Below are 25,382 nucleotides of genomic sequence, written 5' to 3'. Positions count from 1 at the left end.
GTGTGATTACTTGATCAACCCTACCCGCGAGAAGTTCGGCAGGTGGCTGAGTTTGGGTTCCGGCCAGCTCATCCAGACCGCAAAGGCCTTGCCGACGATATTGCGGTCGGGGACCATGCCCAACATGTCCTTGGGTATGTTCGGATCATCCCAGTAACGGCTGTCGTTGGAGTTGTCGCGGTTGTCGCCCATCATGAAATAGTGCCCGGCCGGCACGGTCCATGAATGGTCCGGCGTGGCGCGGTAGCGGCTCATTTCCTTGCGGATCTGGTGTTCTGCCTCGCCGAGTTTTTCCTTGTAGAGCTCGGCACTGCCCAGCGTGCCCGGTTCGGAACCGATCAACTGCTCGGCAACCAGCTCGCCATTGACGAACAAGCGCTTGTCGGCCGTATAGCGGATCTTGTCGCCCGGCAGACCCACCACACGCTTGATGTAGTTGACGTTCGGGTCGCTTGGGAAGCGGAACACCATCACGTCGCCGCGTTGCGGGTCGCCGATCTCGATGACCTTCTTGTCGATCACTGGCAGCCGGATCCCATAGGAAAACTTGTTCACCAGGATGAAGTCGCCCACATCCAGGGTGGGCTTCATCGAACCGGACGGAATCTGGAACGGCTCCACCAGGAACGAGCGCAGCACCAGCACGATGAACAGCACCGGAAAGAACGACTTGCCGTACTCGACAAGCAGCGGTTCCTTGTTGAGCTTTTCAATGACCACGCCGTCAGGCTGGCTGACACTGCCCTGATAAGAGGCAATGGCGGCCCGGCGCCGAGGCGCCAGGAACAACAGATCAAGCAACGCCAACAGGCCGCAGACAAACACGGCGATAACCAGCAACAGCGGGAAATTTAGCGACATAGGACCTAACTATCCAACCTGAGCACCGCGAGGAAGGCTTCCTGTGGAATTTCCACGTTGCCGACCTGCTTCATGCGTTTTTTACCGGCCTTCTGCTTTTCCAACAGCTTGCGCTTACGGCTGACGTCGCCGCCGTAGCATTTGGCCAATACGTTCTTTCTGAGTGCCTTGACGGTTGTACGCGCCACAATCTGCCCGCCAATGGCGGCCTGGATTGCCACATCGAACATCTGCCGCGGAATCAGCTCCTTCATCTTCTCGGTCAACGCACGACCTTTGTAGTGCGCGTTGTCGCGGTGCACGATCAATGCCAGGGCATCGACTTTTTCGCCGTTGATCAGCACATCCAGTTTCACCAGATTAGCCGATTGGTAACGATCGAAATGATAGTCCAGCGAAGCATAGCCGCGGCTGGTGGATTTGAGGCGATCGAAGAAGTCCAGCACCACTTCGTTCATCGGCAGGTCGTAGGTCACCTGGACCTGCGAGCCGAGGAACAGCATGTCGTGCTGCACGCCGCGCTTCTCGATGCACAGGGTAATGACGTTGCCCAGGTGCTCCTGAGGCACAAGGATGTTGGCCCTCACGATCGGCTCGCGCATGTCTTCGATGGCCGACAGGTCCGGCAGCTTGGACGGGTTGTCGACGTAGATAGTCTCGCCGTTCTTGAGCAGCAGCTCGAAGATTACCGTCGGCGCCGTGGTGATCAGGTCCAGGTCGTACTCGCGCTCCAGGCGCTCCTGGATGATTTCCATGTGCAGCATGCCGAGGAACCCGCAACGGAAGCCGAAGCCCAGGGCGTCGGAACTTTCCGGGGTGTACTGCAGGGACGAGTCGTTCAGGGTCAGCTTTTGCAGGGCTTCGCGGAAGTCCTCGAAGTCGTCGGAACTGACCGGGAACAGGCCGGCGTAGACCTGTGGCTGGATGCGTTTGAAACCTGGCAGCACATCGACATCCGGGGTGGAGCTCAAGGTCAGGGTATCGCCCACCGGCGCCCCATGAATGTCCTTGATGCCCGCGATGATGAAGCCCACTTCACCGGCCTTCAGGTCGGTGGTAGCGGTGTGTTTCGGGTTGAAGACACCGACGCTGTCCACCAGGTGGATCTTGCCGGTGGACTTGACCAGGATCTTGTCGCCCTTCTTCACGCGGCCATGGCGCACGCGAACCAGGGAAACCACGCCCAGGTAGTTGTCGAACCAGGAGTCGATGATCAACGCTTGCAGCGGATCTTCGATATTGCCGGTCGGCGCGGGAATGGTGGTGACGAGGCGCTCGAGCACTTCATCCACGCCCAGGCCGGTCTTGGCGCTGCACGTGACCGCGTCGGTGGCATCGATGCCGATGATTTTTTCGATTTCTTCCTTCACGCGGTCCGGATCGGCCTGGGGCAGGTCGATCTTGTTCAGCACCGGCATGACTTCCAGGCCCTGCTCGATGGCCGTGTAGCAGTTGGCGACCGACTGGGCCTCGACGCCCTGGCCGGCATCGACCACCAGCAACGCACCTTCACAGGCCGCCAGCGACCGGCTGACTTCATAGGTGAAGTCGACGTGTCCCGGGGTATCGATGAAGTTGAGCTGGTAGGTAATGCCGTCGCGAGCCTTGTAGTAAAGGGTAACGCTGTGGGCCTTGATGGTGATCCCGCGTTCACGCTCGAGGTCCATGGAGTCCAGGACCTGGGCTTCCATTTCACGCTCGGCCAGGCCGCCGCACATCTGGATGAAGCGATCAGCCAGCGTCGACTTGCCATGGTCAATGTGGGCGATGATGGAGAAATTGCGGATATGACTCAAATCACTCACGGATCAACACTCAAAAAGGCTGCAGGCATGGCCCGCCGAAAAATAGCCGGGAATTGTACCCGATACACCGCGCAAGCGTCACGCTCGCCTGTCGATGAGCATGTGTGGCGAGGATGCTTGCTCGCCACATCGAGCGTTGAATCAACCTGCCCGGCGCAACAGCCAGAGCCCGGCCAACGCGCAGACGCCGGCCGGCACCAGCACCGCGAACAATGGCGAGAAGCCGAACACCAGGCTCGATGGCCCGAGCAGATCCTGGGCAATGCGGAAAGTAAAGCCCACCAGCACACCGGTGAATACCCGTTGGCCAAGGGTCACGGAGCGCAGCGGACCGAAGATGAAGGAGATGGCCATCAACACCAGCGCAGCGGTCACCAGGGGTTGCAACACCTTGACCCAAAAAGCCAGCCAGTAGCGACCGTTGTTCAGGCCCTGGTCCGCCAGGTAATGGATATACCCCCACAATCCGGTGATGGACAACGAGTCCGGCGCCATGACCACGGTGCTGAGCAGCTGCGGGCTGAGCGCCACGTCCCAGCGTTCCTGCGGTGCGGCGACGACTTCGGTGCGCTTGTCATGGAACAGCGTGGTGGTGACATCGCTCAGTTGCCAGTGATCGTCGGCGAATTGGGCCCGCTTGGCGAAGCTGGAGGACAACATATGCCGCTGATCGTCGAAACGGTAGCGGGTCACGCCATACAAGGTTCCGTTGGGTTGGACCGAGTTGATATGGATGAACTCTTCGCCCTGGCGGTGCCACAGACCGTGCTTGGCGCTTTGCGCGTCACCGCCGCCCTGGGCCAGGGAGCGGTTGGCCTGGGCGGTATTCTCGGTGGCCGGGGCGACGTACTCGCCGATCAGCACACCTACCAGCATCAGCACCAGCATGGGTTTCATCACCGCCCAGACGATCCGACCGATGGACACGCCAGCGGCGCGCATGATGGTCAGTTCGCTGTTGCTCGCCAGGCTGCCCAGGCCGATCAGGCAGCCGATCAATGCGGCCATCGGCAGCATGTCGTACAAGCGGCGCGGCGCGGTCAGCAATACGTAGCTCGCCACGTCCAGCAGCGTATAGGTATCGCTGACATCGCCCATTTCATCAATGAACGCGAACAAGGTCGCCAGGCCAAGAATGATCCCCAATACGGCGAGGATCGCCATGAATACGCTGCTGCCGATGTAGCGATCGAGCTTAACCACGGGCCACCTCCAGCGCGCTGCGACGACTTGCGAGCTTCAGGCGCAGGGGCTCCCAGTAGAGCAGCCCCAGGCCAATGGCCAGGAATATCGAATGCACCCACCACAGGCCCAGCGTCGGCGGGATCTTGCCTTTCTCCAGGGCGCTGCGGGCGGAAATCAGGATGGTCAGGTAAGCCATATACAAAAGAATCGCCGGCAACAACTTGAGGAAACGGCCCTGGCGCGGATTGACCCGCGACAGCGGAACCGCCATGAGCGTCACGATAAATACCAGCAGCGGCAGCGACAGGCGCCATTGCAGCTCGGTGCGGGCGCGGATGTCGTCGTTGCCCAGCAGGCTGGCCGTGGACATGGCATCACGATCGGTGACTTCGTCGCTGGCCTCCGGCTTGGGTAGCAATACGCCGTAGGTGTCGTACTTGATCGCCCGGTAGTTGGCCTGGCCTGGCGTGCCATCGTAGCGATAGCCATTTTCAAGGATCAGGTAGCGGTTGCCGTCGGGGTTGATTTCCTGGCGACCCTTTTCAGCCACCAGCACGGAAATGCCCCGATCCTTCTTGGTGTCCGAAGACACATTCTTCTGGGTAATGAAGACGCCGCCCAGGTCGATGCGATCGTCCGAGAGCTGTTCGGTATAAGTGACCCGCGTCCCGTCCCGCAGGGCCTGGAAGCGCCCCGGTACCAAGGTGTCGAATTCGGTCATGGCGTCCTGCTGGTTGATCAACAGCTGGAACTGGTTGGCCCCTTGCGGCGACAGGCTCAAGCTCAGCCACGCGACCACCAGCGCCACGAGCGTTGCCGGGAACAAGGTGATGCGGAACAGCCGTTGCTGGCTCATGCCAGTGGCCGACAGCACGGTCATTTCGCTGTCCAGATACAAGCGCCCATAGGCCAGCAGGATGCCGAGGAACAGCCCCAGCGGCAGAATCAATTGCAGGAAGCCCGGCAGGCGGAAGCCCATGATCAGGAACAGGGAGCCCGGGTCCAAGGCACCGGAGGCCGCCTGGGCAAGGTATTTGATGAAGCGCCCGCTCATGATGATGACCAGCAGCACGGCGCTGACGGCGCTCAGGGTCAACAGGACTTCGCGGGATAGGTAACGGAAGACGATCAAACCAGACACTCCAGGATTGTCAGGCTGGGCCTTGTACGAGAAGCGCCTGCGCGACTTTTCATACAAACCCTAAGGCGGCCAAACTAGCATACGTATCGAGCCGGCCCACAATGCGAGCCGCCGAAAAAAGAGCCGCATTATCCTGTGATTGGAGGCGCCTGTCACTGCGCACGCTTTAAGCAGACGCTTCATGGCCAAAAAGTTAACGATTGCCAGGGTTGTCAGGCTCGGGCGCCGAGGTTCAAACTGCCGCCTTTGTCGCCGGCAAGCCCCGGCGCTTCTTTTTATAGAAGACAGCTGTTCAGCGCGCCAATGTCGTCGTGGCGCCTGGCCTCTTGACCATTGACTCAAGGATCCGGACATGGAACTGGTTGTAAAAAGCGTCAGCCCAGAAACGTTGAAGACCGCCACCCTGGTGGTTGCCGTGGGTGAAAACCGCAAGCTCGGCGTCGTTGCCAGCCAGCTCGACGCCCTGAGCGGCGGTGCAATCAGCGCCGTGCTCAAGCGCGGCGACCTGGCCGGCAAGGTCGGCCAGAGCCTGTTGCTGCACAACCTGCCCAACCTCAAGGCCGACCGTGTGCTGCTGGTGGGCGTGGGCAAGGACGCCGAACTGGGCGACCGTCCGTTGCGCAAGATCATCGCCGGCGTGCTGGCCACCCTGAAAAACCTCGGTGGCGGCGACGCTGCACTGGCGCTGGACGAACTGATAGTCAAAGGCCGCGACAGCTACGGCAAGAATCGCCTGCTGGCCGAAACCCTGATTGACGGCGAGTACCAGTTCGACCGCTTCAAGAGCCAGAAAGCCGAACCGCGCGCCCTGAAGAAAATCACCCTGCTGACCATCAAGGCCGCCCAGGCCGAAGTCCAGCGCGCCGTGACCCATGCCACCGCCATTGCCAACGGCATGGCTTTCACCCGTGACCTGGGAAACCTGCCGCCGAACATCTGCCACCCGACTTTCATGGGCGAACAGGCCAAGGCGCTTGGCAAGGAATTCAAGGGTCTCAAGGTCGAGGTCTTCGACGAGAAGAAGATCAAGGACCTGGGCATGGGCTCGTTCTATGCCGTCGGCCAGGGCAGCGCCCAGCCGCCGCGCCTGATCGTCATGCAATACAACGGTGGCAAGAAATCCGAGAAGCCGTACGCGCTGGTCGGCAAGGGCATCACCTTTGACACCGGCGGCATCAGCCTCAAGCCCGGCGCCGGCATGGACGAAATGAAATATGACATGGGCGGCGCCGCCAGCGTGTTCGGCACCCTGCGCGCCGTGCTCGAACTGCAATTGCCGATCAACCTGGTGTGCATCCTCGCCTGCGCCGAGAACATGCCCAGCGGCACGGCGTCGCGCCCTGGCGACATCGTCACCACCATGAGCGGCCAGACTGTCGAAATCCTCAACACCGACGCCGAAGGCCGCTTGGTGCTGTGCGACGCCCTCACCTACTCCGAACGCTTCAAGCCGCAAGCGGTGATCGACATCGCCACTTTGACCGGCGCCTGCGTGGTTGCCTTGGGCGCCCATACCTCGGGCCTGCTGGGCAACAATGACGAGCTGATCGCCCAATTGCTGAGCGCCGGCCAGCAAGCCGACGACCGCGCCTGGCAACTGCCGTTGTTCGACGAGTACCAGGAACAGCTGGACAGCCCATTCGCCGACATCGCCAACATCGGCGGCCCGAAAGCCGGGACCATCACGGCGGCGTGCTTCCTGTCGCGCTTCACCAAGAACTTGAATTGGGCGCACCTGGACATCGCCGGCACGGCCTGGACCAGCGGCGGCAAGGACAAGGGCGCCACCGGCCGTCCGGTCCCCCTGTTGACCCAGTACCTGCTGGACCGCGCCAAAGCCTGACACTGATGATAGCCGGTACGTCGCCTTCGGGCGGCGCATCGGCGATCCAGGAACCGCAATGACCAAAGTCGATTTCTATATCCTGCCCAGCGCCGATCCCTCGGCGCGGCTGGATTTCGCCTGCAAACTCACCGAAAAGGCCTGGCGCATGGGCCATCGCATCTACCTGCATTGCAGCGATGCCGCCCAGCGTGACGACCTCGATGCGCGCTTGTGGGCGTTCAAGGGCGAGAGCTTCGTGCCCCATGGCCCTGCCGAAAACGAACCCGAGGGCTTGATCGTACTCGGGCTTGGGAATGACTGCGGGCAACACCACGACCTGCTGGTCAACCTCGACCTGAAAGTGCCGGCCTTCGCCCAGCGCTTCGCCCGCGTGGCGGAAGTGGTGGTGGAAGACCCGGCCATCCGGCAAGCCGCTCGGGAGAGTTTCCGTTTCTACCGTGAACAGGGCTATCCTCTGCAAGACCACCGTTTACAGCGACTCTGAGCCTACGATGGATACTCCAAAACCTTCGCAAAAACCCGCGCAACTGCTGGATGACCTCGAGTCGATCCGCCAACTGCTCGGCGATGACAACCTGCAACCGCCGCTGCTGACCGATACGGTGGAGCACGAGCCGGTGCATGACGAACAGATCCCGCTGCTGTTCGACCCGATCAACGGCCAGCCTGAACCCCAGCCAGCCCCCAAGGCAGAATCGAAAGGCCCCGACGCCCTGCTACACCTGGACCGGGAACTTCGTGCCGCCGCGCAGCTGATCATGCAAGACGTCATCGACGACTTCGCACCGCATATCGAGACCGAGATCAAGCGCCGGTTGGATGCGCGGATGGAGCGGTTGTTGAGCCAGTACCAATAGCGTCCTCCGCCTCATTGTGAACATCCTGTGGGAGCGAGCCTGCTCGCGATAGCGGGCTGTCAGTCACCATCCATGTTGAATGTGATGGCCTTATCGCGAGCAAGCTCGCGCCCACAGGGGTCAACTGTCTCCGCATTCATCGCAGCTTGTGGCTTGCACCAGCCCTGCCCGCTATACTTCCCGGCTTTTCCTGAATAAATGCCTATAGGGTCCCGCCGCGCATGGATAAGACCTACCAGCCGCACGCCATTGAAACTTCCTGGTACAACACCTGGGAGTCCGAGAATTATTTCGCTCCGCAAGGCGCGGGCGATTCCTACACCATCATGATCCCGCCGCCGAATGTCACCGGCAGCCTGCACATGGGCCACGGTTTCAACAACGCGATCATGGACGCCCTGATCCGTTTCCGTCGCATGCAAGGTCGTAATACGTTGTGGCAACCGGGCACCGACCACGCCGGTATCGCCACCCAGATGTTGGTGGAGCGCCGCCTCGAAGCCCAGGGCCAGAACCGTCATGACCTGGGTCGCGAAAAATTCCTGGAGAAAGTCTGGGAATGGAAAGAGGAGTCCGGCGGCAACATCACCCGCCAGATCCGCCGCCTCGGTTCGTCCGTGGACTGGAGCCGCGAGCGCTTCACCATGGACGACGGCCTCTCGGAAGCGGTGAAGGAAGCCTTCGTGCGCCTGCATGAAGACGGTCTGATTTACCGCGGCAAGCGCCTGGTCAACTGGGACACCAAGCTGCACACGGCGATTTCCGACCTCGAAGTGGAGAACCACGACGAGAAGGGTTTCCTGTGGAACCTGAAGTACCCGCTGGCCGACGGCGCCAAAACCGCCGAAGGCAAGGATTACCTGATCGTTGCCACTACCCGTCCGGAAACCATGCTCGGCGACGCCGCCGTGGCGGTGAACCCGAACGACGAGCGCTATAAGGCATTGATCGGCAAGTTTGTCGAGCTGCCGTTGGTGGGCCGTCGTATTCCGATCATCGGCGACGATTATTGCGACCCTGAATTCGGCACCGGTTGCGTGAAAATCACCCCGGCCCACGATTTCAACGACTACGAAGTCGGTAAGCGCCACAACCTGCCGCTGCTGAACATCTTCGACAAGAACGCCAATGTCTTGCCAGCAGCCCAGGTATTCAACCTCGATGGCACGCTGAACGAGAACGTCGACGGCCAGATTCCGGCCGAATTCGCCGGCCTGGAGCGCTTCGAGGCACGCAAGCAGATCGTCGCGGCCTTCGAAGCCGCCGGCCTGCTGGTGAGCGTCGATGATCATGCCCTGAAAGTCCCGAAAGGCGACCGTTCCGGCACCATCATCGAGCCGTGGCTGACCGATCAATGGTACGTGTCCACCAAGCCATTGGCCGAGCCGGCGATTGCCGCCGTGGAAGACGGCCGCATCCAGTTCGTGCCCAAGCAATACGAAAACATGTACTTCTCGTGGATGCGCGACATCCAGGATTGGTGCATCAGCCGTCAGCTGTGGTGGGGTCATCGCATCCCGGCCTGGTACGACGAGTTGGGCAAGGTCTACGTTGGCCGCGATGAAGCCGAAGTCCGCGCCAAGCACAACCTCGGCCCGGACGTTGCCCTGCAACAGGACAACGACGTTCTCGATACCTGGTTCAGCTCCGGCCTGTGGACCTTCTCCACCCTAGGCTGGCCGCAGCAGACCGAATTCCTGAAGAAATTCCACTCCACCGACGTGCTGGTCACCGGCTTCGACATCATTTTCTTCTGGGTCGCCCGGATGATCATGATGACCATGCACTTGATGAAAAACGAAGACGGTACCCCGCAGGTGCCGTTCAAGACCGTTTACGTCCATGGCCTGGTGCGCGACGGCCAGGGCCAGAAGATGTCCAAGTCCAAGGGCAACGTCCTGGATCCGCTGGACATCATCGACGGCATCGACCTGGAAACCCTGGTGCAGAAACGCACCTCCGGCCTGATGCAGCCAAAACTGGCGAAGAAGATCGAGAAAGCCACCCGCGAAGAGTTCGCCGACGGCATCGCCAGCTACGGCACCGATGCCCTGCGTTTCACTTTCTGTTCGCTGGCATCCACCGGTCGCGACATCAAGTTCGACATGGGCCGCGTCGAAGGCTATCGCAACTTCTGCAACAAGATCTGGAACGCCGCGCGTTACGTGTTGGATAAAGGCGAAGATTGCGGCCAGAACGGCGAAGCCTACGAGCTGACCCTGGCGGATCGCTGGATCATTTCCCAGCTGCAACGCACCGAAGCCGAAGTAACCCGCCAGCTCGACCAGTTCCGTTTCGACCTGGCGGCGCAAGCGCTGTACGAGTTCATCTGGAACCAGTATTGCGACTGGTACCTGGAACTGTCCAAGCCGGTTTTGTGGGACGAAAACGCTCCGGTCGAGCGCCAGCGCGGCACCCGTCGCACCTTGGTTCGGGTATTGGAAGTGGCCTTGCGCCTGGCGCATCCGTTCATGCCGTTCATCACCGAGGAAATCTGGCAGCGCGTCGCGCCGCTGGCTGGTGCACAGGGCAAGACGATCATGCTGCAACCGTGGCCGGTGGCCAACGAGAGCCGCATCGATCCGGCGGCCGAAGACGACATCGAGTGGCTGAAGACCTTCATGCTCGGCCTGCGCAACATCCGCGCCGAAATGAACATCGGCCCGGGCAAGCCGCTGACCCTGTTCCTGAAGAACGCCAGCGCCGAAGACCTGCGCCGCCTCAATGAGAACGAAGCGCTGCTCAAGAAGCTGGCGAAGCTTGAATCGGTGACCGTGCTGGCTGCTGGCGAAGAGGCGCCGCTGTCGGCCACCGCGTTGGTTGGCGAGATGGAAGTGCTGGTGCCGATGGCCGGGCTGATCGACAAGGCCGCCGAACTGGCGCGCCTGGACAAGGAAATCCTGCGCCTGAAGGGTGAAGTCCAGCGCGTTGGCGGCAAGCTGTCGAACGCCGGCTTTGTCGACAAGGCGCCGGCCGAAGTCATCGAGAAGGAACGGGCCAAGTTGGCCGAGGCTGAGCTGGCCCTGGGCAAGCTGGCTGAGCAGCATGCGCGGATTGCCAGTCTGTAACGGCAGATCGCAGTTAGAAAGGGAGGCCGCGAGGGCCTCCTTTTTTATTTCTCCTTTACCTCATCACAGGTTTGACCGGAACTATTGAGCAAATTAACTTCAACTTTGGCCATCACTTCAATCGTGTAAGAGGCTTTTCCCCAACCGTATCGAATCGGTTTGATGTGTTTAAAATACTCTCCGATTTTTCCCTCCAAAAATCGTTTATCGATATCACTTTGTTCAACAACATATTCGCCTACGGTCCGCGTTCCTCGTATAGGATCCGTTAGCGCTTGATCACGGAATCCTTGCCATGAAAATAGGACGACCGCACCGACTTGTACTCCCGTCAGGTCGATCCTGAAACTGATGCCCTCCATCGGATTCGATCTGCATGAAATAATCCCGGTAGGGTCGGTACCGGGAAAGGTAATAGAGCGAGATTGGTCCATAAGTGTTCTCCCTGAATCTGCAAAATAACGATCGGTTTTTGATAAGCCGAGTTCTTGCAGTCGAGACGACGTGCCCCTTGAACCCAGCCCCTTCAGTACACTCGGAGGCCGCGGGGTCCACCACTGTAATAACTAACAGTTTTTTAGATCCATTACGTATAAAAATCACGGAGAAGGAACATTGCAAGTTGGACCGAGGGTAGATGTGGGACAATAGTCGCCATTTTCAGCCATACCCGAATCGGCCACGCCCATGAACGCCCCCCGCACTTCCAAACCTGCGCGCAAGAAGCCTGACGCCGCGTCCTCAAGCAAAGCCGTCGAGCCGCGCGAGAAGGCCGGCCTGCACCCACGCAATCGTCATCAGGGTCGTTACGACTTCCCGGCGCTGATCAAGACCTCGCCCGAACTGGCGAAGTACGTGATCACCAACCCGTACGGCAAGGAAAGCATCGACTTCGCCAACCCCGACGCCGTGCGGGTGTTCAACCGGGCGCTGCTCAAGGCGTTCTATGGGATCCAGCATTGGGACATCCCGGCGGATTACCTCTGCCCTCCGATTCCAGGCCGCGCCGATTACGTACACTTTCTCGCTGACCTGCTGGCGAGCATGAACGACGGCAAGGTGCCGCGTGGCGCAATCGTCAATGTGCTGGACATCGGCATGGGCGCCAATTGCGTTTATCCGCTGATCGGCAACAGCGAATACCGTTGGCACTTCCTCGGCTCGGAAATCGACCCGACAGCCGTGGCGGCCGCCCGGGCCATCGTGCTGTCCAACGATCTGAACAAGGCCATCCAGTTGCGCCAGCAAACCAACCGCAAGCAGATTCTGCTGGGTCTTCTGGAAAGCGCCGAACGCTTCGACCTGACGATGTGCAACCCACCGTTTCACGCCTCCCTGGAAGAAGCGACCAAGGGCAGCCAGCGCAAATGGCGCGCGCTGGGCAAAGCGGATCCGAAGCGCAAGTTACCGGTGCTGAACTTCGGCGGCCAGGCGGCGGAGTTGTGGTGCGAGGGCGGCGAGGCGCGGTTTGTCACGCAACTGATCAGCGAAAGCGCACAGGTGGCGGGCCAAGTGTTGTGGTTCAGCACCCTGGTATCGAAGGCGTCGAACCTGCCGGCCATCGAGACAGCGCTGAAAAAAGCTGGGGCCTTGCATAGTCAGGTGGTGGAAATGTCCCAGGGACAAAAACAGAGCCGCTTCGTGGCCTGGACCTTCCAGACCGAGGCACAGCAACAGGCTTGGCGCCAGTCGCGTTGGGTTCGCAAGGGCTGAGTGAAGCCACCCAATACAAAGTACTCGCAGTTGGGGCTGCTGCGCAGCCCAGCGGGAGCAAGCTCCCTCGCCACGGGTTTACTATGACAGCATTGCCGTCTCACTGGTTTTTCCAAGGCAATAAAAAACCGTGCCCGGATCGCTCCGCGGCACGGCTTTTATCGGGCGGTCTTACTTGTTGACCGCGTCGGTCAGGCCTTTGGCCACAACCAGCTTGATCACTTTCTTGGCCGGGATTTCGATGGCTGCGCCAGTCGAAGGGTTGCGACCGGTACGGGCAGGACGCTCGGTGACTTTCAGCTTGCCAACGCCTGGCAAGGTCAGTTCGCCGCCGTTTTCCAGCTGATCGGCAACGACTTGGCCCAGTTGGTCCAGCAGAGCACGCACGGTAGCTTTAGGTGCGTCTACAGATTCAGCCAAATCAGCGATCAGTTGGTCTTTAGTAAGAGCCATGTAGTGTTCCTTCCCTATCAAATTCATATGGATTGCAGAGTGCAGTGTCAGCCATCGAGCCCGATCTGTCTGATCAGCCGCCCTCGGTCATCACCACGACGGATCGGGGTAATAGATGCCGAAATCCGGGTTTGGTTCGACCTGACAAATGCTGAATGCACGCTTAACGCAGTGACATCGCGTAAGACCGGGCAAAACTAGCACAACGCCTGTGAAATATCCGCCTCTACCTACCCATTTGGTCAGCTTTATTGCGCTAAATCGGTAAAAAAATGCTCGCAGGGTGTCGGAAGGGTCTGAAAGGGCCTTCGACGCGTTGCAAAACCAGTGATTGCGGTACACTGAGCCCTTTTTCGGGGAGCGCGCCCTCCTCTCTTTCACCAGCCGAGAAATCCATGCCGATCCGTCATTGCATCGTCCACCTGATCGACAAAAAACCCGACGGCACGCCTGCTGTGCTTCACGCCCGCGACTCTGAACTCGCCGAATCCACGGCCATCGAGAACATGCTCGCCGATCTCAACGAGAGCTATAACGCCAAGCAAGGCAAGGCCTGGGGATTTTTCCATGCCGAGTCCGGCGCGCATCCGTTCAGTGGCTGGCTGAAGGAGTACCTGGACGGCGGCAAGGACTTCACCGCCTTCAGCCGCGTGGCGGTGGAACACCTGCAAAAACTGATGGAAGAATCCAACCTGTCGGTGGGCGGCCACGTATTGTTCGCCCATTACCAACAGGGCATGACGGATTACCTGGCGATTGCCCTGCTGCACCACAGCGAAGGCGTGGCGGTGACCGATGAGCTGGACGTGACCCCGTCCCGTCACCTGGACTTGGGCCAACTGCACCTGGCGGCGCGGATCAACGTGTCGGAATGGCAGAACAACAAGCAATCCAAACAGTACATCTCGTTCATCAAGGGCAAGAACGGCAAGAAAGTCTCGGAGTACTTCCGCGACTTCATCGGCTGCCAGGAAGGCGTGGATGGCCCCGGCGAGACCCGCACCTTGCTCAAGGCCTTCAGCGACTTCGTTGAAAGCGAAGATCTGCCGGAAGACGATGCCCGGGAAAAGACCAAGACCCTGGTGGACTACGCCAGCAGCCAGGCCAAGCTCGGCGAGCCGATGGGCCTGGAAGAGCTCTCCGAGCTGATCGACGAAGAGCGCCCGAAAGCCTTCTACGATCACATCCGCAACAAAGACTACGGCCTGTCGCCGGAGATCCCGGCGGATAAACGCACCCTCAACCAGTTCCGCCGCTTCACCGGCCGCGCCGAAGGCTTGTCCATCAGCTTCGAAGCGCACTTGCTGGGCTCGAAGATTGAGTATGACGAAGAGGCTGGGACGTTGATCATCAAGGGGTTGCCGACTTCGTTGACTGATCAGCTCAAGCGTCGCAACTGAGCTTTTTTTGCCAATGAAGTGCTGGGCAAGGCCTACTACGCATCCTATTCATTATGTGAACTTCGACATCGAGGCAGAACGAGGTATTTGAACAATACGGTGCTCGACGGCGCAATAAGACTCTCAGCAGGGGAAGCCCTAGGGGCTAAAATTCATCTTGGTTAAGTTGAAAAAACAGGAAAATGAAAAGCAGCCTTCAAATCGCTACCCAACGATCGATGGCATGTAGAGCGGATCAGCGCGCCTTAACCGCCCCCGGGCTCTAAGCACCGAGAAGTAAGAAAGTAAAAATCTAAATAGCGAACGATCATAAAAAACTGTCAACTATGACAGTACCCGCTCCTAAAGCTACTGCATAACCTATTAGCAAGAGGGTGCCAGCCCTCTTACTAATTAAAATTCAGAGCAACCGGAGAAAAAAAATGACTCTTCAAGCCCCCGTCTTTACTAGCCCTGCATCAAATAGCAGAGGAAACAACCCTCCTCACGTCATTGGTAAGGCTCACCCAGGCAGTGCAGTAATCATTTGGGAAACCAACACCAAAGCCACACTCGGAACCGCTCTTTGCGACGCAGGTGGAAATTTCTCCACCACATTAGACCTTACTCAAGCAAGCCACCAAAATTCTGGCGCGGTGTTAATCATAGGCGGAATGTGTTCAAATCCCGTGGACTCATCTGGTTATGCCACAGACTTAATGTTCTATCTTTGAACAATCCAAGTATCTTGGGTTGCCCTTAGAAACAAGGGCAACCCTTTACAATCTTGCCACATTCACATTCTCCTACTAATTTTGAAACCCGTCCGCGGAAAGTGCACATGCACCACCCCGCCACGCTCATCTTCCCGGCGCAGGATCAATTCCTCGCTACCGGCAAACAGCAACTCCCCAGCCACCGGATCGACACCATAGTCCGTCGCGGCGATGGTCACCTGCTGCCCAACCGCGAACCCGTTCGGCTCTTCAAACGACTCATCCGGCAGCGCGGCCGGCGTCGCATTGCGGGCAACTTCCAGGGCTTCTTCGGAACTCATCTGGCTGGACGCGCCATGGCCGAAACCCAGCACCCGCGCCAGCCATGCCGAAACAGCCGGATACGCGTCCACCAGCGACGAGGTCACCGGAGTGCCCTTGAGGAACCACAGCGGATGAGCCATGGCGAAGTCGGCAATCGACGGATCGCCCAGCAGGAAATCGCCCTCTTCGCGCTGCAACTGTTGTTCGAGGCGCGCCATGATCGTCGGCCACTGGTGCTTGGCCTGGTCGGCGGACAAGCGTGTGGTCGTGCCACCACTGAACAGCCCGGCGCGGTCGCTGATGAATGCCTTGATGGCTTCAGGCGATAGCTTGGCGAAACGCACCGCCATCGACTCCGGCTGGAACACCAGGCTCACCGCATGCTGGAACACCACCGAATCGGCCCAGGCCGCAAAGGACGCGGCAATCATTTCCCGTCCTTCGGGAAACAGCGCCGGCGAGGCTTTCTCCTGCTCCAGTCGACGAGCAATCAGCGACGTATCGCAATAGATATCCGCGCCGATCTGCAACACCGGCGTCTTGCGATAGCCACCCGTCAGCGCCGTCAGATCAGGCTTGGGCATCATTGGCGGGATGCTCACCGAACGCCAGGACAGGCCCTTGAAGCCCAGCAACAGCCGGGCTTTTTCCGCGAAAGGAGACGTTGGGTAATGATGAAGAATCAGCTCTGACATGAGATTCGCCACTGCAGGAATGAAGTCTTGCAGCTTAGCGCGCCTGACCGGGCCAGCCTACCGGCCTGATAAAGGCCTATCAGCCCGGCTGATGAAGGGACAGCGCACTGGCCACCAGACATTCCTTGGCGCTTTTCCTGAGCTTTTTGATCAGCCGCTCCTGACGCAAGGCCTCGCCCTTGTCGCGGCAGGCCTCGGTGTACACCAGGGCCACTGCCGGGCTGGACAGGAAGAAGCGCGCGCCCTTCCCGCTTTGATGCTTGGCGAAGCGCCGCACCGGGTCATCACTGATGCCGCAGTACAGCGAGCCGTTGGCGGCCCGCACCAGGTAGACGAACCAGGGTTTGTCCGGTTCGGCGGCGCCTTGTGCAGGCAGATCGGAGGATAAGTCGACGGTCGTCACAAAATGTTCAACAGGTGAGCCAGGACAAACCGCGATCTTATCAGCGACTGGCCTGGAACGCCCGCAGCCCCTTGAGCGCCTGGGCCCTGACGGCGTTGCGCACTAGCGGCGTCCAGCCCAGCAACAGGCCCTTGGTGCCCAGCGCCTGGCGAGACCAGCGCCACAGATCGAAGCTGTCGTGGTGCTCGCAGATCTTGCCATCGCGAAACACGAAGCGCGCCTGGATGTCGTTGATCACGATGTTGCCGGTCTGGCTGAACAGATACGTCGCCACCCAGTGCGCACCGCCGGTACGTTCGTCGCTGCGCACGTTATCGAAGGTCAGGGAGAAGTCCTTGGCCCGGGTCGTCAACATGCGCCACATGTCACCGGCATCACCCCCGCGCAGTTCGCCGAACGCTGGATCGCTGAACACCACATCATCGGTGTAGCAGGCGCTCATGGCGTCGGCGTCCAGGCGTTGGAAGGCCTGGTAAAAACGGGTGATCAAGGCGTTGTGGGCATCACTCATGGACGGGCTCCGAAAAACGGTTCAGTAGGCCTGCACGATAATCTGCCGCCGTGGGGAAGACCATCGTCATTCGCCATGAAAATGATATCAACGAAGGTCAGACCCTTTCGCTGCAGACGCCGACATACAATGCCCGGCCCGCGCCGATGCCCGCAATGATCGCCCCCAGGCCAATCAGGCCGAAGATCCAGCCCAGGGCATTCCAGCCGCCGGTCAAGTCGTGGACCACGCCCACCGCGAAAGGCCCCAGCGACGCCAGCGTATAACCAAAGCCCTGGGCCATGCCGGACAGGTTAGCGGCGACATGGGCGTCCCGCGAACGCAACACGATCAGCGTGAGCGCCAGGCTGAACGTCGCGCCCTGCCCCAACCCCAACAGGATCGCCCAACCCCACAAACCATCGATCGGCGCGTAGAGGCAACCGAACAACCCGCCCAACGTCATGAGCATGACAATCAGGATGGCCGGGCGCTGGTCCTTGCCGCGCGTTGCCAGCCAGGGCGCCGCGAGAGAGCTGATCAACTGCACGATGACCGAGCCGGACAGCACGAGCCCGGCCTGGGTCGGGCTCAGCCCCCGGCCGATAAGAATCGAGGGCAGCCAGCCGAACACAATATAGGCCAGGGACGATTGCAGCCCCATGTACAAGGTCACTTGCCAGGCCAAGGGGTCACGCAGCAAGCCACGGACCCGGTACGCCACTTGATGGGCGCCATGTTTCTGGCCCACTTGTGGCAGCCAGAACACTGCAGCCACCAACGCCGGGACCACCCAGAACCCCAATCCCAACGCCCAACTGTTGCCAAGGTGTTCGCTCAGCGGCACCGTCGCCCCTGCCGCCATCGCGGCGCCCAGGCAAAGGGCCATGGTGTAGACGCCGGTCATGGTGCCGGCCTGTTTGGCAAAGTCGCGCTTGACGATACCCGGCAACAGCACGCCAATGATTCCAATACTCGCGCCCGCCAGGATGCTGCCGGCGAACAAGCCGAGCTGGCCGAGCGAACTGCGCAGGACGATTCCGCCAGCCAGCGTCAGCAAGATCCCCAACACCACGCGCTCGGCACCGAAACGCCGGGCCAACACCGGCGCCAGCGGCGCGAACAGGCCCAGGCAAAGCACCGGCAGCGTGGTCAAAAGCCCGGCTTGCGCAGCCGACAGGCCCAGGCTTTTTGAAACATCGCTGAGCAGCGGCGCCATGCTCGACAGAGCCGGACGCAGGTTCAGCGCCACCAGAATCAGCCCGAGCAACAACAGCCAGGGCCGGCGCACCAGAGGATGGCTCTGCTGGGCCTGCTCGTCGTCGGCTTCGGCGTCGATCAGCAGTTCTTCAAGTTCGGCGGCGCGTTTGTGCGTCGTCGCGGTGGTACGGTCAAGCGGATCGCGGGACATGGAAAGCTCGGGTTCAGGGTTCATTGATCAACTGCCGGCACAGAGCCTTGGCCCGCTCCGGATCCTGGCGCTCGACGGCTTCGAGAATCTCGATGTGCAGATCGAATACGTGTTGATGGCGGGGAATGATATTGAGGCTCTGGCGCAATTGCGCGCCGATCACGCTGGAAAAATAGCGATACAGCTCGCTGAGGGCCGGGTTGTGCGCGGCGTCTACCAACAGACGATGGAAAATCAGGTCGCAGGCGATGTAGTGCTCCAGGTCGCCGTGGTAATGCTCGCCGCTGGTTTTCAGCGCTTGGCGCAACGCAAGCAAATCCTCATCGGTTCGCCGCAGCGCCGCCAGGCCGATGGCCTCCACCTCCAGGATGTGGCGGGTTTCCCGAGCCTGCTCCAGCGAACAGCGCGACAACGCCTTGAGCGTGTCCAGCGGATCGACCACTGCCCGCACGTAACTGCCATCGCCCTGGCGGATCTCGATCAACCCGGAAAACGCCAGCACGCGCATGGCTTCGCGCACCGTGTTACGACTGATACCAAGCTCAGCCACCAGCTCCGGCTCGGTGGGCAGGCGCTGGTCGACAGCCCATACCCCGTCGCTGATGCGTTGGCGCAATTGCTCCAGCGCTTGGTCGACGAGGGAGCGCTTTATCAATGGAGAAATATCGGACATGAGGTTCGCCTTTTCATCCAATCATAGGATGAATTTTCTGACATGTTAGTCAGCTTCGTGTAGGACGGCAACCGCCTACGTTGTATTGGAGACAAGAAATCTGAATTTTTGATTGGATGAAATTACCCTTTTAGGGTAGTTTTAAAAACGGAGTAAATGACTTCTCTATGGAAAAGAGCAGCCCATTACGACCTGGCAGTGGTCAAGGCCGAAACTCGCAGGCTAGGAAGCAAGGCGTTCACGCTGAGTGCGCGAGAGGGAGGACGAAAGATGTCGCTGAGTCTTGCCCAGATGCTACGGGTCATTCACTTGCTCGAATACAGGATGTTGCATAAATCGATGACTACCTATGCCGATCACCGAATCTGGCAAGACGTCTATCACACTACATTTCAAGATAGGGAGATTTACCTCAAAGTGTCCTACCGTCCCGGCGGTGGGCATCCGGTGGTCTCCTTCAAGGAGAAGATTCAGTGAAAACCCAGCAATGTGTCAGCTGCGGCAGCCACGAAGCGATGCACCACTTCAGCGGTCGTACCTTTACGGTCGACTATAAGCAGGTGGCTCGGGAAGTACACGATATCTGCGGATGGGAATGCCGGATCTGCGGTGAGATCGAATTCGATCATGGCACTGATAGCGCCGAGCGTTATTCCAAAGCCAGCGACCAGTTGCTCGAAGATTACGCGCTGGCAACAGGTGCTGAGATCAAACGCATCCGGCGCAAACTGCACCTGACGCAAAAAGACGCAGTGAAGCTGCTGTCCGGAGGCGGACATAACGCTTTTTCCCGCTATGAACGCGGCGAAGTCGCCCCGGCTCAATCGCTATTCGTGTTGATGCGGCTGCTTGATCGTCATCCGCATTTGATGGCCGAGGTCCATGCATTGAGTGACGGAGCCGATTTGCAGCAACTGTTGTCGAGTCGTCATCCCGAACGCGACACGGAGGATCTGACCTACGGACAAAAATAAACCCGGACAAGTCCGGGCTTATTTCACTGCCTGACGCCGATCAATGCAGGATCTGGCTCAGGAACAGCTTGGTGCGGTCGTTCTGCGGGTTATCGAAGAAGTCGTTCGGCGCGGCCTGTTCGACGATTTCACCCTTGTCCATGAAGATCACGCGATTGGCCACGGTGCGGGCGAAGCCCATTTCGTGGGTCACGCAGAGCATGGTCATGCCGTCTTCGGCCAGGCCGATCATGGTGTCGAGCACCTCTTTCACCATTTCCGGGTCGAGGGCCGAGGTCGGTTCGTCGAACAGCATGATTTTCGGTTTCATGCACAGGGCACGGGCGATCGCCACGCGCTGTTGCTGACCGCCAGAGAGCTGGCCCGGGTACTTGTGCGCCTGCTCTGGAATGCGAACGCGTTCCAGGTAATGCATGGCGATTTCCTCGGCCTTGCGCTTGGGCATCTTGCGCACCCACATCGGCGCCAGGGTGCAGTTCTGCAGGATGGTCAGGTGCGGGAACAGGTTGAAGTGCTGGAACACCATGCCGACTTCACGGCGGATCGCTTCGATCTGCTTGAGGTCGTTGGTCAGTTCCACGCCATCGACTACGATGCGACCCTGCTGGTGCTCTTCCAGGCGGTTGAGGCAGCGGATAGTCGTGGACTTGCCAGAACCCGACGGGCCGCACAGCACGATGCGCTCGCCCTGCTTGACGTTCAGGTTGATGTCTTTCAACACGTGGAACTGGCCGTACCACTTGTTCACGCCCTGCATCTGAATAATGCCTTCAGGGCTCACAGGCTGTTTGATCGCTTCACTCATGAGTCAACTCCTAACGCTTGTGGCCAGTGTCCAGCTTGCGTTCCAAATGCATGGAATAGCGGGACATACCAAAACAGAAAATCCAGAACACCAGGGCGGCGAATACATAGCCTTCGGTGGCCATGCCCAGCCATTTCGGGTCGGCGGCAGCTTGTTTCACGCTGTTGAGCAAGTCGAACAGGCCGATGATGATCACCAGGCTCGTGTCCTTGAACAACGCAATGAAGGTGTTGACGATACCCGGGATCACCAGCTTCAAGGCTTGTGGCAGGATCACCAGGCCCATGCTGCGCCAGTAACCCAGGCCCATCGCCGCGGCCGCTTCGTATTGCCCCTTGGGAATCGCTTGCAGGCCACCGCGAACCACTTCGGCCACGTAGGCCGACTGGAACAGGATCACGCCGATCAGCGCCCGCAGCAGCTTGTCGAAGTTCATGCCTTCAGGCAGGAACAACGGCAGCATGACCGAGGACATGAACAGCACTGTGATCAACGGCACGCCGCGCCAGAACTCGATGAACGTCACGCAGACCACGCGGATCGCCGGCAGGTTGGAGCGACGGCCAAGCGCAAGGACGATACCCAGCGGCAAGGCTCCGGCGATGCCGACGGTGGCAATCACCAGAGTCAGCATCAGGCCGCCCCACTGGCTGGTCGCCACGGTATCCAGGCCCAGCACGCCGCCGTGCAACAGGCACCAGGCGATGATCGGGTACAGCACCAGGAAGCTCAGGCCGTAGATCGCCTTGCGCGGGAAGCGCGAGATGAACAGTGGCGCCACGCCGATCACGGCCAGCCACACGGTCAGGTCCACGCGCCAGCGCAGGCCCGTCGGGTAATAGCCGTACATGAACTGGCCGAAACGCTGCTGGATGAACACCCAGCAAGCGCCTTCCTTGGTGCAGTCGGCCTGGGTGGTGCCGACCCAGTTGGCATCCAGGATCGCCCATTGCAGGATCGGCGGAATGATCAGGTAGATCAGGTAGAACGCAAACAACGTCAACAGCGTGTTGAGCCAGCTGGAGAACATGTTGGCGCGCATCCATGCCACCACGCCGATGCTGCTGCTCGGCGGTGGCATGTCGGGTTTGAAAGTATGAGATGTCATGCGCGTTTCCTCACCGCTCGATCAGCGCAATGCGCTTGTTGTACCAGTTCATCAGCAAGGAAATGCTGATACTGATCGCCAGGTACACGCTCATGGTGATCGCAATCACCTCGATGGCCTGGCCGGTCTGGTTCAACACCGTGCCGGCAAACAGCGAAACCATTTCCGGGTAACCGATACCAGCCGCCAGGGAAGAGTTCTTCGCCAGGTTCAGGTATTGGCTGGTCAACGGCGGAATGATCACACGCAGGGCTTGCGGGATGATGACTTTGCGCAAGGTCGGACCGTTGCGCAGCCCCAGGGAACGGGCAGCCTCGGTCTGGCCATGGCTGACCGACTTGATGCCCGAGCGCACGATCTCGGCGATGAACGCCGCGGTGTACACGGTCAAGGCCAGGGTCAACGCAAGCAGCTCCGGGATCAACACCCAGCCGCCGACGAAGTTGAAGCCCTTGAGCTGTGGCATTTCCCAATGCACAGGCGCCCCGAAGACCAAAGCGCAGATTGCCGGGATCACCAGGAACAGCGCCAGGCCGACCCAGAATTTGTGAAACGGCTCGCCCGTCGCTTCGAAGCGCTTGTTGGCCCAGCGCGTCATCAGCACGATCGCGACAATCGCCAGCACGATGCTGATCACGAACGGCCAGAACCCATCGGCCACCAGCGCCGCCGGCATGTTCAGGCCCCGGCTGCTGACGAAGAACGTGTCACCGAAATTGTGGGCAGCCCGTGGTCCCGGCATGGTCAGGAATACGGCGAAGTACCAGAACAGGATTTGCAACAGCGGTGGGATGTTACGGAAAACCTCCACATAGACGGTCGCCAGCTTGGAGATGATCCAGTTCTGCGACAAGCGTGCGACGCCGATGATGAACCCCAGGATGGTCGCCAGGATCACGCCAATGAAGGTCACCAGGAGGGTGTTGAGCAGACCGATGACAAAGACGCGGGCATAACTGTCCGCTTCGGTGTAGTCGATCAGATGTTGGGCGATGCCGAACCCGGCACTGCGCTCCAGAAAACCGAAACCGGACGTGATGCCCCGGTGTTCCAGGTTGGTTTGTGTGTTATCGAACAGAAACCAGCCCAGCGAGATGACCGCCACGATGGTGACGATCTGAAATACCCACGCACGCACTCGTGGATCGCTGAGGCTGAACCTCTGCTTAGGTGCGCCGATTGAATTTTGCATGAAGTGCCCCGCAAAGAATGGAACAGAACATCACCCGGTGGTTGGCCCACCGGGTGATAGAACCATCAGCGCACTGGTGGTGCGTATTGGATGCCGCCTGCGTTCCACAGAGCGTTCAGACCGCGATCGATTTGCAGCGGGGTGTCTTTGCCGAGGTTGCGCTCGAACATTTCGCCGTAGTTGCCGACTTGCTTGACGATCTGCACGACCCAGTCCTTAGGCAGCTTCAGGTCTTTACCGTATTCACCGTCAGCGCCCAGCATACGAGCGACGTCAGGGTTCTTGGTGGACTTGGCTTCGGCTTCGACGTTCTTCGAAGTCACGCCTGCTTCTTCGGCATTGAGCATGGCGAAGCCAGTCCAACGCACGATAGCCAGCCACTCGTCGTCGCCGTTACGCACGACCGGGCCCAGAGGCTCCTTGGAAATGGTTTCCGGCAGAACCACGTAGTCCTTTGGCGAGGCCAGCTTGCTGCGCTGGGCGAACAGCTGGGACTTGTCGGAGGTCAGCACGTCGCAACGACCGGATTCCAGCGACTTGGCGCTTTCATCGGAGGTGTCGAAGGTGATCGGGGTGTACTTCAGGCCGTTGGCGCGGAAGTAGTCGGATACGTTCAGTTCGGTGGTGGTACCGGCCTGGATGCAGATGGTTGCACCGTCCAGTTCTTTGGCGCTCTTGACGCCCAGTTTGCTGTTGGCCAGGAAACCGATGCCGTCATAGTAGGTGATGAAGCCAGGAAACTTCAGGCCCATGCCCGCATCACGGGAGCTGGTCATGGTGGAGTTGCGCGACAGCACGTCGATTTCGCCCGATTGCAGCGCGGTGAAGCGCTCCTTGGCGTTCAACTGGCTGAACTTGACCTTGGTCGCATCGCCAAATACCGCAGCGGCAACGGCACGGCAGAAGTCAGCGTCGATACCGACGATCTTGCCGGTGGAATCTGGCACCGAGAAGCCCGGCAAGCCATCACTTACACCACATTGCACAAAACCTTTCTTCTGCACGGCATCCAGGGTTGCACCCGCCTGAGCGAACCCGCTGACGCCGAGGACTGCTGCTGCAGTCACGACTGCCAGGGTGGATTTCAGTAACTTCATTCAAACCTCCAGTTTTGCTCTTGTTGTGTCGGAGCTTGAGCCCTGTCGCGCCCTTTTGAGGCATTGCCGACCCCTGTTGGCTTTTTTTAGGGTCGACCGACGTCTGGGCCTTCGCTATGAGTCTATTAATGAGAGCGCCCATCAACAGCGGCCTGCTCACTTCTCACCAATCGGCCGAACGGGCTGTAGCCCTTCACGTTCGCGAAGCCCGTAGCGGCTATTGGCGAACATCCATCACCGGATTTCTGATATCCCATGCGTCGCGTCTAGCTGATAGTGTTACCGCGCAGCGTAAGAATCATCACTCAGCTACCCCATAGCAAAGCCCGTACCATACCGCTGCGCTTACCCCATACCGGGTACGTCAAGACAAAAAGTTGTAGCATTGCGACATGTAATTAACTGAGGCACCAAGCGCGCACCGTAACCATGCACTGATCGAGCGCGCCCGCACATTTTTGGAGCACACCATGACCGACCCCTTGATTCTCGAGCCTTCTGGCACCGCCGATGCCTGCATTATCTGGCTCCACGGCCTGGGCGCCGATCGCTACGACTTCATGCCGGTAGCCGAAATGTTGCAGCAAAGCCTGCTCACCACACGTTTCGTCCTGCCTCAAGCACCCACTCAGCCCGTCACCATCAATGGTGGCTATGCCATGCCAAGCTGGTACGACATCCGCGCCCTGAGCCCGGCTCGAGCCATTGACGAAGATCAACTCGAAACCTCTGCCCAGCGGGTCATCGACCTGATGGAAACCCAGCGATCCAGCGGAATAGACGCTTCGCGAATCTTCCTCGCGGGTTTTTCCCAAGGTGGCGCGGTGGTCTATCACACCGCATTCGTCAAATGGCAGGGGCCCCTGGGGGGCGTTATCGCGCTGTCCACATATGCGCCAACTTTCAGCGAGCAATTGCAACTCTCTGCCAGCCAGCAGCGCATCCCGGTACTGGCGTTGCACGGACAATACGACGAGGTGGTGCTCAACCCGATGGGCCGGACGGCGAAAGAGTATCTGAAGCAGCATGGTGTCACCGTGACATGGCAGGAATACCCAATGGGCCACGAAGTGTTACCCGAGGAGATCCGCGACATCGGCGCCTGGCTGGATAAGCAGTTGCGCTAAGAGGCCTATCGCACGCCAGCGCTTTGATGAACACACTACGCCGCGCCCGTTTCTTGCAT

General features: G+C 59.6%; 24 protein-coding genes. 9 read left to right on the top strand and 15 right to left on the bottom strand.

The window, feature by feature from the left end; all coding sequences use genetic code 11:
* Positions 1-6: 6 nt before the first annotated feature.
* From lepB to lptF, 4 genes are all read right to left on the bottom strand, one after another.
* A complete protein-coding gene (gene lepB, locus J3Q04_RS05330; protein ID WP_420765361.1) occupies positions 7-861 on the bottom strand; it encodes a signal peptidase I in 855 nt (284 codons plus the stop codon).
* Positions 862-866: 5 nt separating this feature from the next.
* On the bottom strand, positions 867-2,666 hold the full coding sequence (lepA, locus tag J3Q04_RS05325; RefSeq protein ID WP_245142437.1) for a translation elongation factor 4: 1,800 nt from the start codon (positions 2,664-2,666) through the stop codon (positions 867-869).
* Between the two features lie 141 nt (positions 2,667-2,807).
* Positions 2,808-3,869: an LPS export ABC transporter permease LptG gene (gene lptG / locus J3Q04_RS05320; protein ID WP_420765362.1), complete on the bottom strand. Its 1,062-nt coding sequence runs from the start codon at positions 3,867-3,869 to the stop codon at positions 2,808-2,810.
* Positions 3,862-4,983: an LPS export ABC transporter permease LptF gene (lptF, locus tag J3Q04_RS05315; RefSeq protein WP_434560445.1), complete on the bottom strand. Its 1,122-nt coding sequence runs from the start codon at positions 4,981-4,983 to the stop codon at positions 3,862-3,864. The genes lptG and lptF overlap by 8 nt, the downstream gene beginning before the upstream one ends.
* A 361-nt stretch (positions 4,984-5,344) precedes the next feature.
* Here lptF and J3Q04_RS05310 point away from each other — a divergent pair, with 361 nt between their 5' ends.
* The 4 genes from J3Q04_RS05310 (at position 5,345) to J3Q04_RS05295 (ending at position 10,763) form a co-directional block, all read left to right on the top strand.
* Positions 5,345-6,835: a leucyl aminopeptidase gene (locus tag J3Q04_RS05310; RefSeq protein WP_420765364.1), complete on the top strand. Its 1,491-nt coding sequence runs from the start codon at positions 5,345-5,347 to the stop codon at positions 6,833-6,835.
* A 58-nt stretch (positions 6,836-6,893) separates the two neighbouring features.
* On the top strand, positions 6,894-7,322 hold the full coding sequence (locus tag J3Q04_RS05305; protein WP_420765365.1) for a DNA polymerase III subunit chi: 429 nt from the start codon (positions 6,894-6,896) through the stop codon (positions 7,320-7,322).
* Positions 7,323-7,329: 7 nt separating this feature from the next.
* Positions 7,330-7,695 (top strand): DNA polymerase III subunit chi, encoded by a 366-nt coding sequence (locus J3Q04_RS05300; protein ID WP_434607579.1) that lies wholly within the window; start codon positions 7,330-7,332, stop codon positions 7,693-7,695.
* Positions 7,696-7,916: 221 nt separating this feature from the next.
* Positions 7,917-10,763: a valine--tRNA ligase gene (locus J3Q04_RS05295; RefSeq protein WP_434607581.1), complete on the top strand. Its 2,847-nt coding sequence runs from the start codon at positions 7,917-7,919 to the stop codon at positions 10,761-10,763.
* 44 nt (positions 10,764-10,807) lie between these two features.
* Here the strand turns inward: J3Q04_RS05295 and J3Q04_RS05290 are convergent, their stop codons facing one another.
* Positions 10,808-11,197, bottom strand: coding sequence for a hypothetical protein (locus tag J3Q04_RS05290; RefSeq protein WP_434607583.1), 390 nt, complete (start codon positions 11,195-11,197; stop codon positions 10,808-10,810).
* 253 nt (positions 11,198-11,450) lie between these two features.
* Between J3Q04_RS05290 and rlmF the strand changes: the two genes are divergently transcribed.
* Entirely contained in the window at positions 11,451-12,476 is a 1,026-nt protein-coding gene (gene rlmF, locus J3Q04_RS05285; RefSeq protein WP_434607585.1) for a 23S rRNA (adenine(1618)-N(6))-methyltransferase RlmF, read from the top strand.
* A gap of 171 nt (positions 12,477-12,647) precedes the next feature.
* Here the strand turns inward: rlmF and J3Q04_RS05280 are convergent, their stop codons facing one another.
* Positions 12,648-12,929, bottom strand: a complete 282-nt coding sequence (locus tag J3Q04_RS05280; protein WP_030139622.1) for an HU family DNA-binding protein — start codon at positions 12,927-12,929, stop codon at positions 12,648-12,650.
* Between the two features lie 395 nt (positions 12,930-13,324).
* On the opposite strand from J3Q04_RS05280, the gene yejK reads away from it, so the two are divergent.
* Positions 13,325-14,329, top strand: coding sequence for a nucleoid-associated protein YejK (yejK, locus tag J3Q04_RS05275; protein ID WP_030139623.1), 1,005 nt, complete (start codon positions 13,325-13,327; stop codon positions 14,327-14,329).
* A gap of 775 nt (positions 14,330-15,104) precedes the next feature.
* Here the strand turns inward: yejK and J3Q04_RS05270 are convergent.
* The 5 genes from J3Q04_RS05270 to J3Q04_RS05250 all read right to left on the bottom strand — a co-directional run bounded on the left by J3Q04_RS05270 (position 15,105) and on the right by J3Q04_RS05250 (position 19,020).
* Positions 15,105-16,043, bottom strand: a complete 939-nt coding sequence (locus J3Q04_RS05270) for a glutathione S-transferase family protein (RefSeq protein WP_434607587.1) — start codon at positions 16,041-16,043, stop codon at positions 15,105-15,107.
* Between the two features lie 79 nt (positions 16,044-16,122).
* Positions 16,123-16,446 carry a GIY-YIG nuclease family protein gene (locus tag J3Q04_RS05265; protein ID WP_434607589.1) on the bottom strand — a complete coding sequence of 108 codons (324 nt, stop codon included), beginning with the start codon at positions 16,444-16,446 and terminating at the stop codon, positions 16,123-16,125.
* A 40-nt stretch (positions 16,447-16,486) separates the two neighbouring features.
* Positions 16,487-16,957 carry a nuclear transport factor 2 family protein gene (locus J3Q04_RS05260; protein WP_434607591.1) on the bottom strand — a complete coding sequence of 157 codons (471 nt, stop codon included), beginning with the start codon at positions 16,955-16,957 and terminating at the stop codon, positions 16,487-16,489.
* Between the two features lie 97 nt (positions 16,958-17,054).
* Positions 17,055-18,371 (bottom strand): CynX/NimT family MFS transporter, encoded by a 1,317-nt coding sequence (locus J3Q04_RS05255; protein ID WP_434607593.1) that lies wholly within the window; start codon positions 18,369-18,371, stop codon positions 17,055-17,057.
* Positions 18,361-19,020 (bottom strand): FadR/GntR family transcriptional regulator, encoded by a 660-nt coding sequence (locus J3Q04_RS05250; protein WP_434607595.1) that lies wholly within the window; start codon positions 19,018-19,020, stop codon positions 18,361-18,363. Before J3Q04_RS05250 ends, J3Q04_RS05255 begins: the two co-directional genes overlap by 11 nt.
* A 156-nt stretch (positions 19,021-19,176) precedes the next feature.
* Here J3Q04_RS05250 and J3Q04_RS05245 point away from each other — a divergent pair, with 156 nt between their 5' ends.
* Both J3Q04_RS05245 and J3Q04_RS05240 read left to right on the top strand, forming a co-directional pair.
* Complete coding sequence (locus tag J3Q04_RS05245; protein WP_434607597.1) at positions 19,177-19,497, top strand: type II toxin-antitoxin system MqsR family toxin; 321 nt, start codon at positions 19,177-19,179, stop codon at positions 19,495-19,497.
* On the top strand, positions 19,494-19,994 hold the full coding sequence (locus tag J3Q04_RS05240) for a type II toxin-antitoxin system MqsA family antitoxin (RefSeq protein ID WP_434607599.1): 501 nt from the start codon (positions 19,494-19,496) through the stop codon (positions 19,992-19,994). The genes J3Q04_RS05245 and J3Q04_RS05240 overlap by 4 nt, the downstream gene beginning before the upstream one ends.
* 40 nt (positions 19,995-20,034) lie before the next feature.
* Here J3Q04_RS05240 and J3Q04_RS05235 read toward each other — a convergent pair whose 3' ends face one another.
* The 4 genes from J3Q04_RS05235 to J3Q04_RS05220 all read right to left on the bottom strand — a co-directional run bounded on the left by J3Q04_RS05235 (position 20,035) and on the right by J3Q04_RS05220 (position 24,196).
* Complete coding sequence (locus tag J3Q04_RS05235) at positions 20,035-20,799, bottom strand: amino acid ABC transporter ATP-binding protein (RefSeq protein WP_003178331.1); 765 nt, start codon at positions 20,797-20,799, stop codon at positions 20,035-20,037.
* A gap of 10 nt (positions 20,800-20,809) precedes the next feature.
* Positions 20,810-21,907 (bottom strand): amino acid ABC transporter permease, encoded by a 1,098-nt coding sequence (locus J3Q04_RS05230; protein WP_434607601.1) that lies wholly within the window; start codon positions 21,905-21,907, stop codon positions 20,810-20,812.
* Positions 21,908-21,917: 10 nt separating this feature from the next.
* The gene (locus tag J3Q04_RS05225; RefSeq protein ID WP_420765378.1) at positions 21,918-23,099 is read right to left on the bottom strand and encodes an amino acid ABC transporter permease; all 1,182 of its coding nucleotides are present in this window, start codon (positions 23,097-23,099) and stop codon (positions 21,918-21,920) included.
* A gap of 65 nt (positions 23,100-23,164) precedes the next feature.
* Positions 23,165-24,196, bottom strand: a complete 1,032-nt coding sequence (locus tag J3Q04_RS05220; protein ID WP_186610954.1) for an amino acid ABC transporter substrate-binding protein — start codon at positions 24,194-24,196, stop codon at positions 23,165-23,167.
* 470 nt (positions 24,197-24,666) lie between these two features.
* On the opposite strand from J3Q04_RS05220, the gene J3Q04_RS05215 reads away from it, so the two are divergent.
* A complete protein-coding gene (locus tag J3Q04_RS05215; protein ID WP_434607604.1) occupies positions 24,667-25,323 on the top strand; it encodes an alpha/beta hydrolase in 657 nt (218 codons plus the stop codon).
* The last annotated feature ends 59 nt before the right edge of the window (positions 25,324-25,382 follow it).

This window comes from Pseudomonas sp. D4-21, assembly GCF_051132125.1.
In the GTDB taxonomy this organism is placed as follows: domain Bacteria; phylum Pseudomonadota; class Gammaproteobacteria; order Pseudomonadales; family Pseudomonadaceae; genus Aquipseudomonas.
The sequence above is the reverse complement of the archived record's forward strand: the minus strand, read 5'-3'. Positions and strand labels throughout refer to the sequence as shown.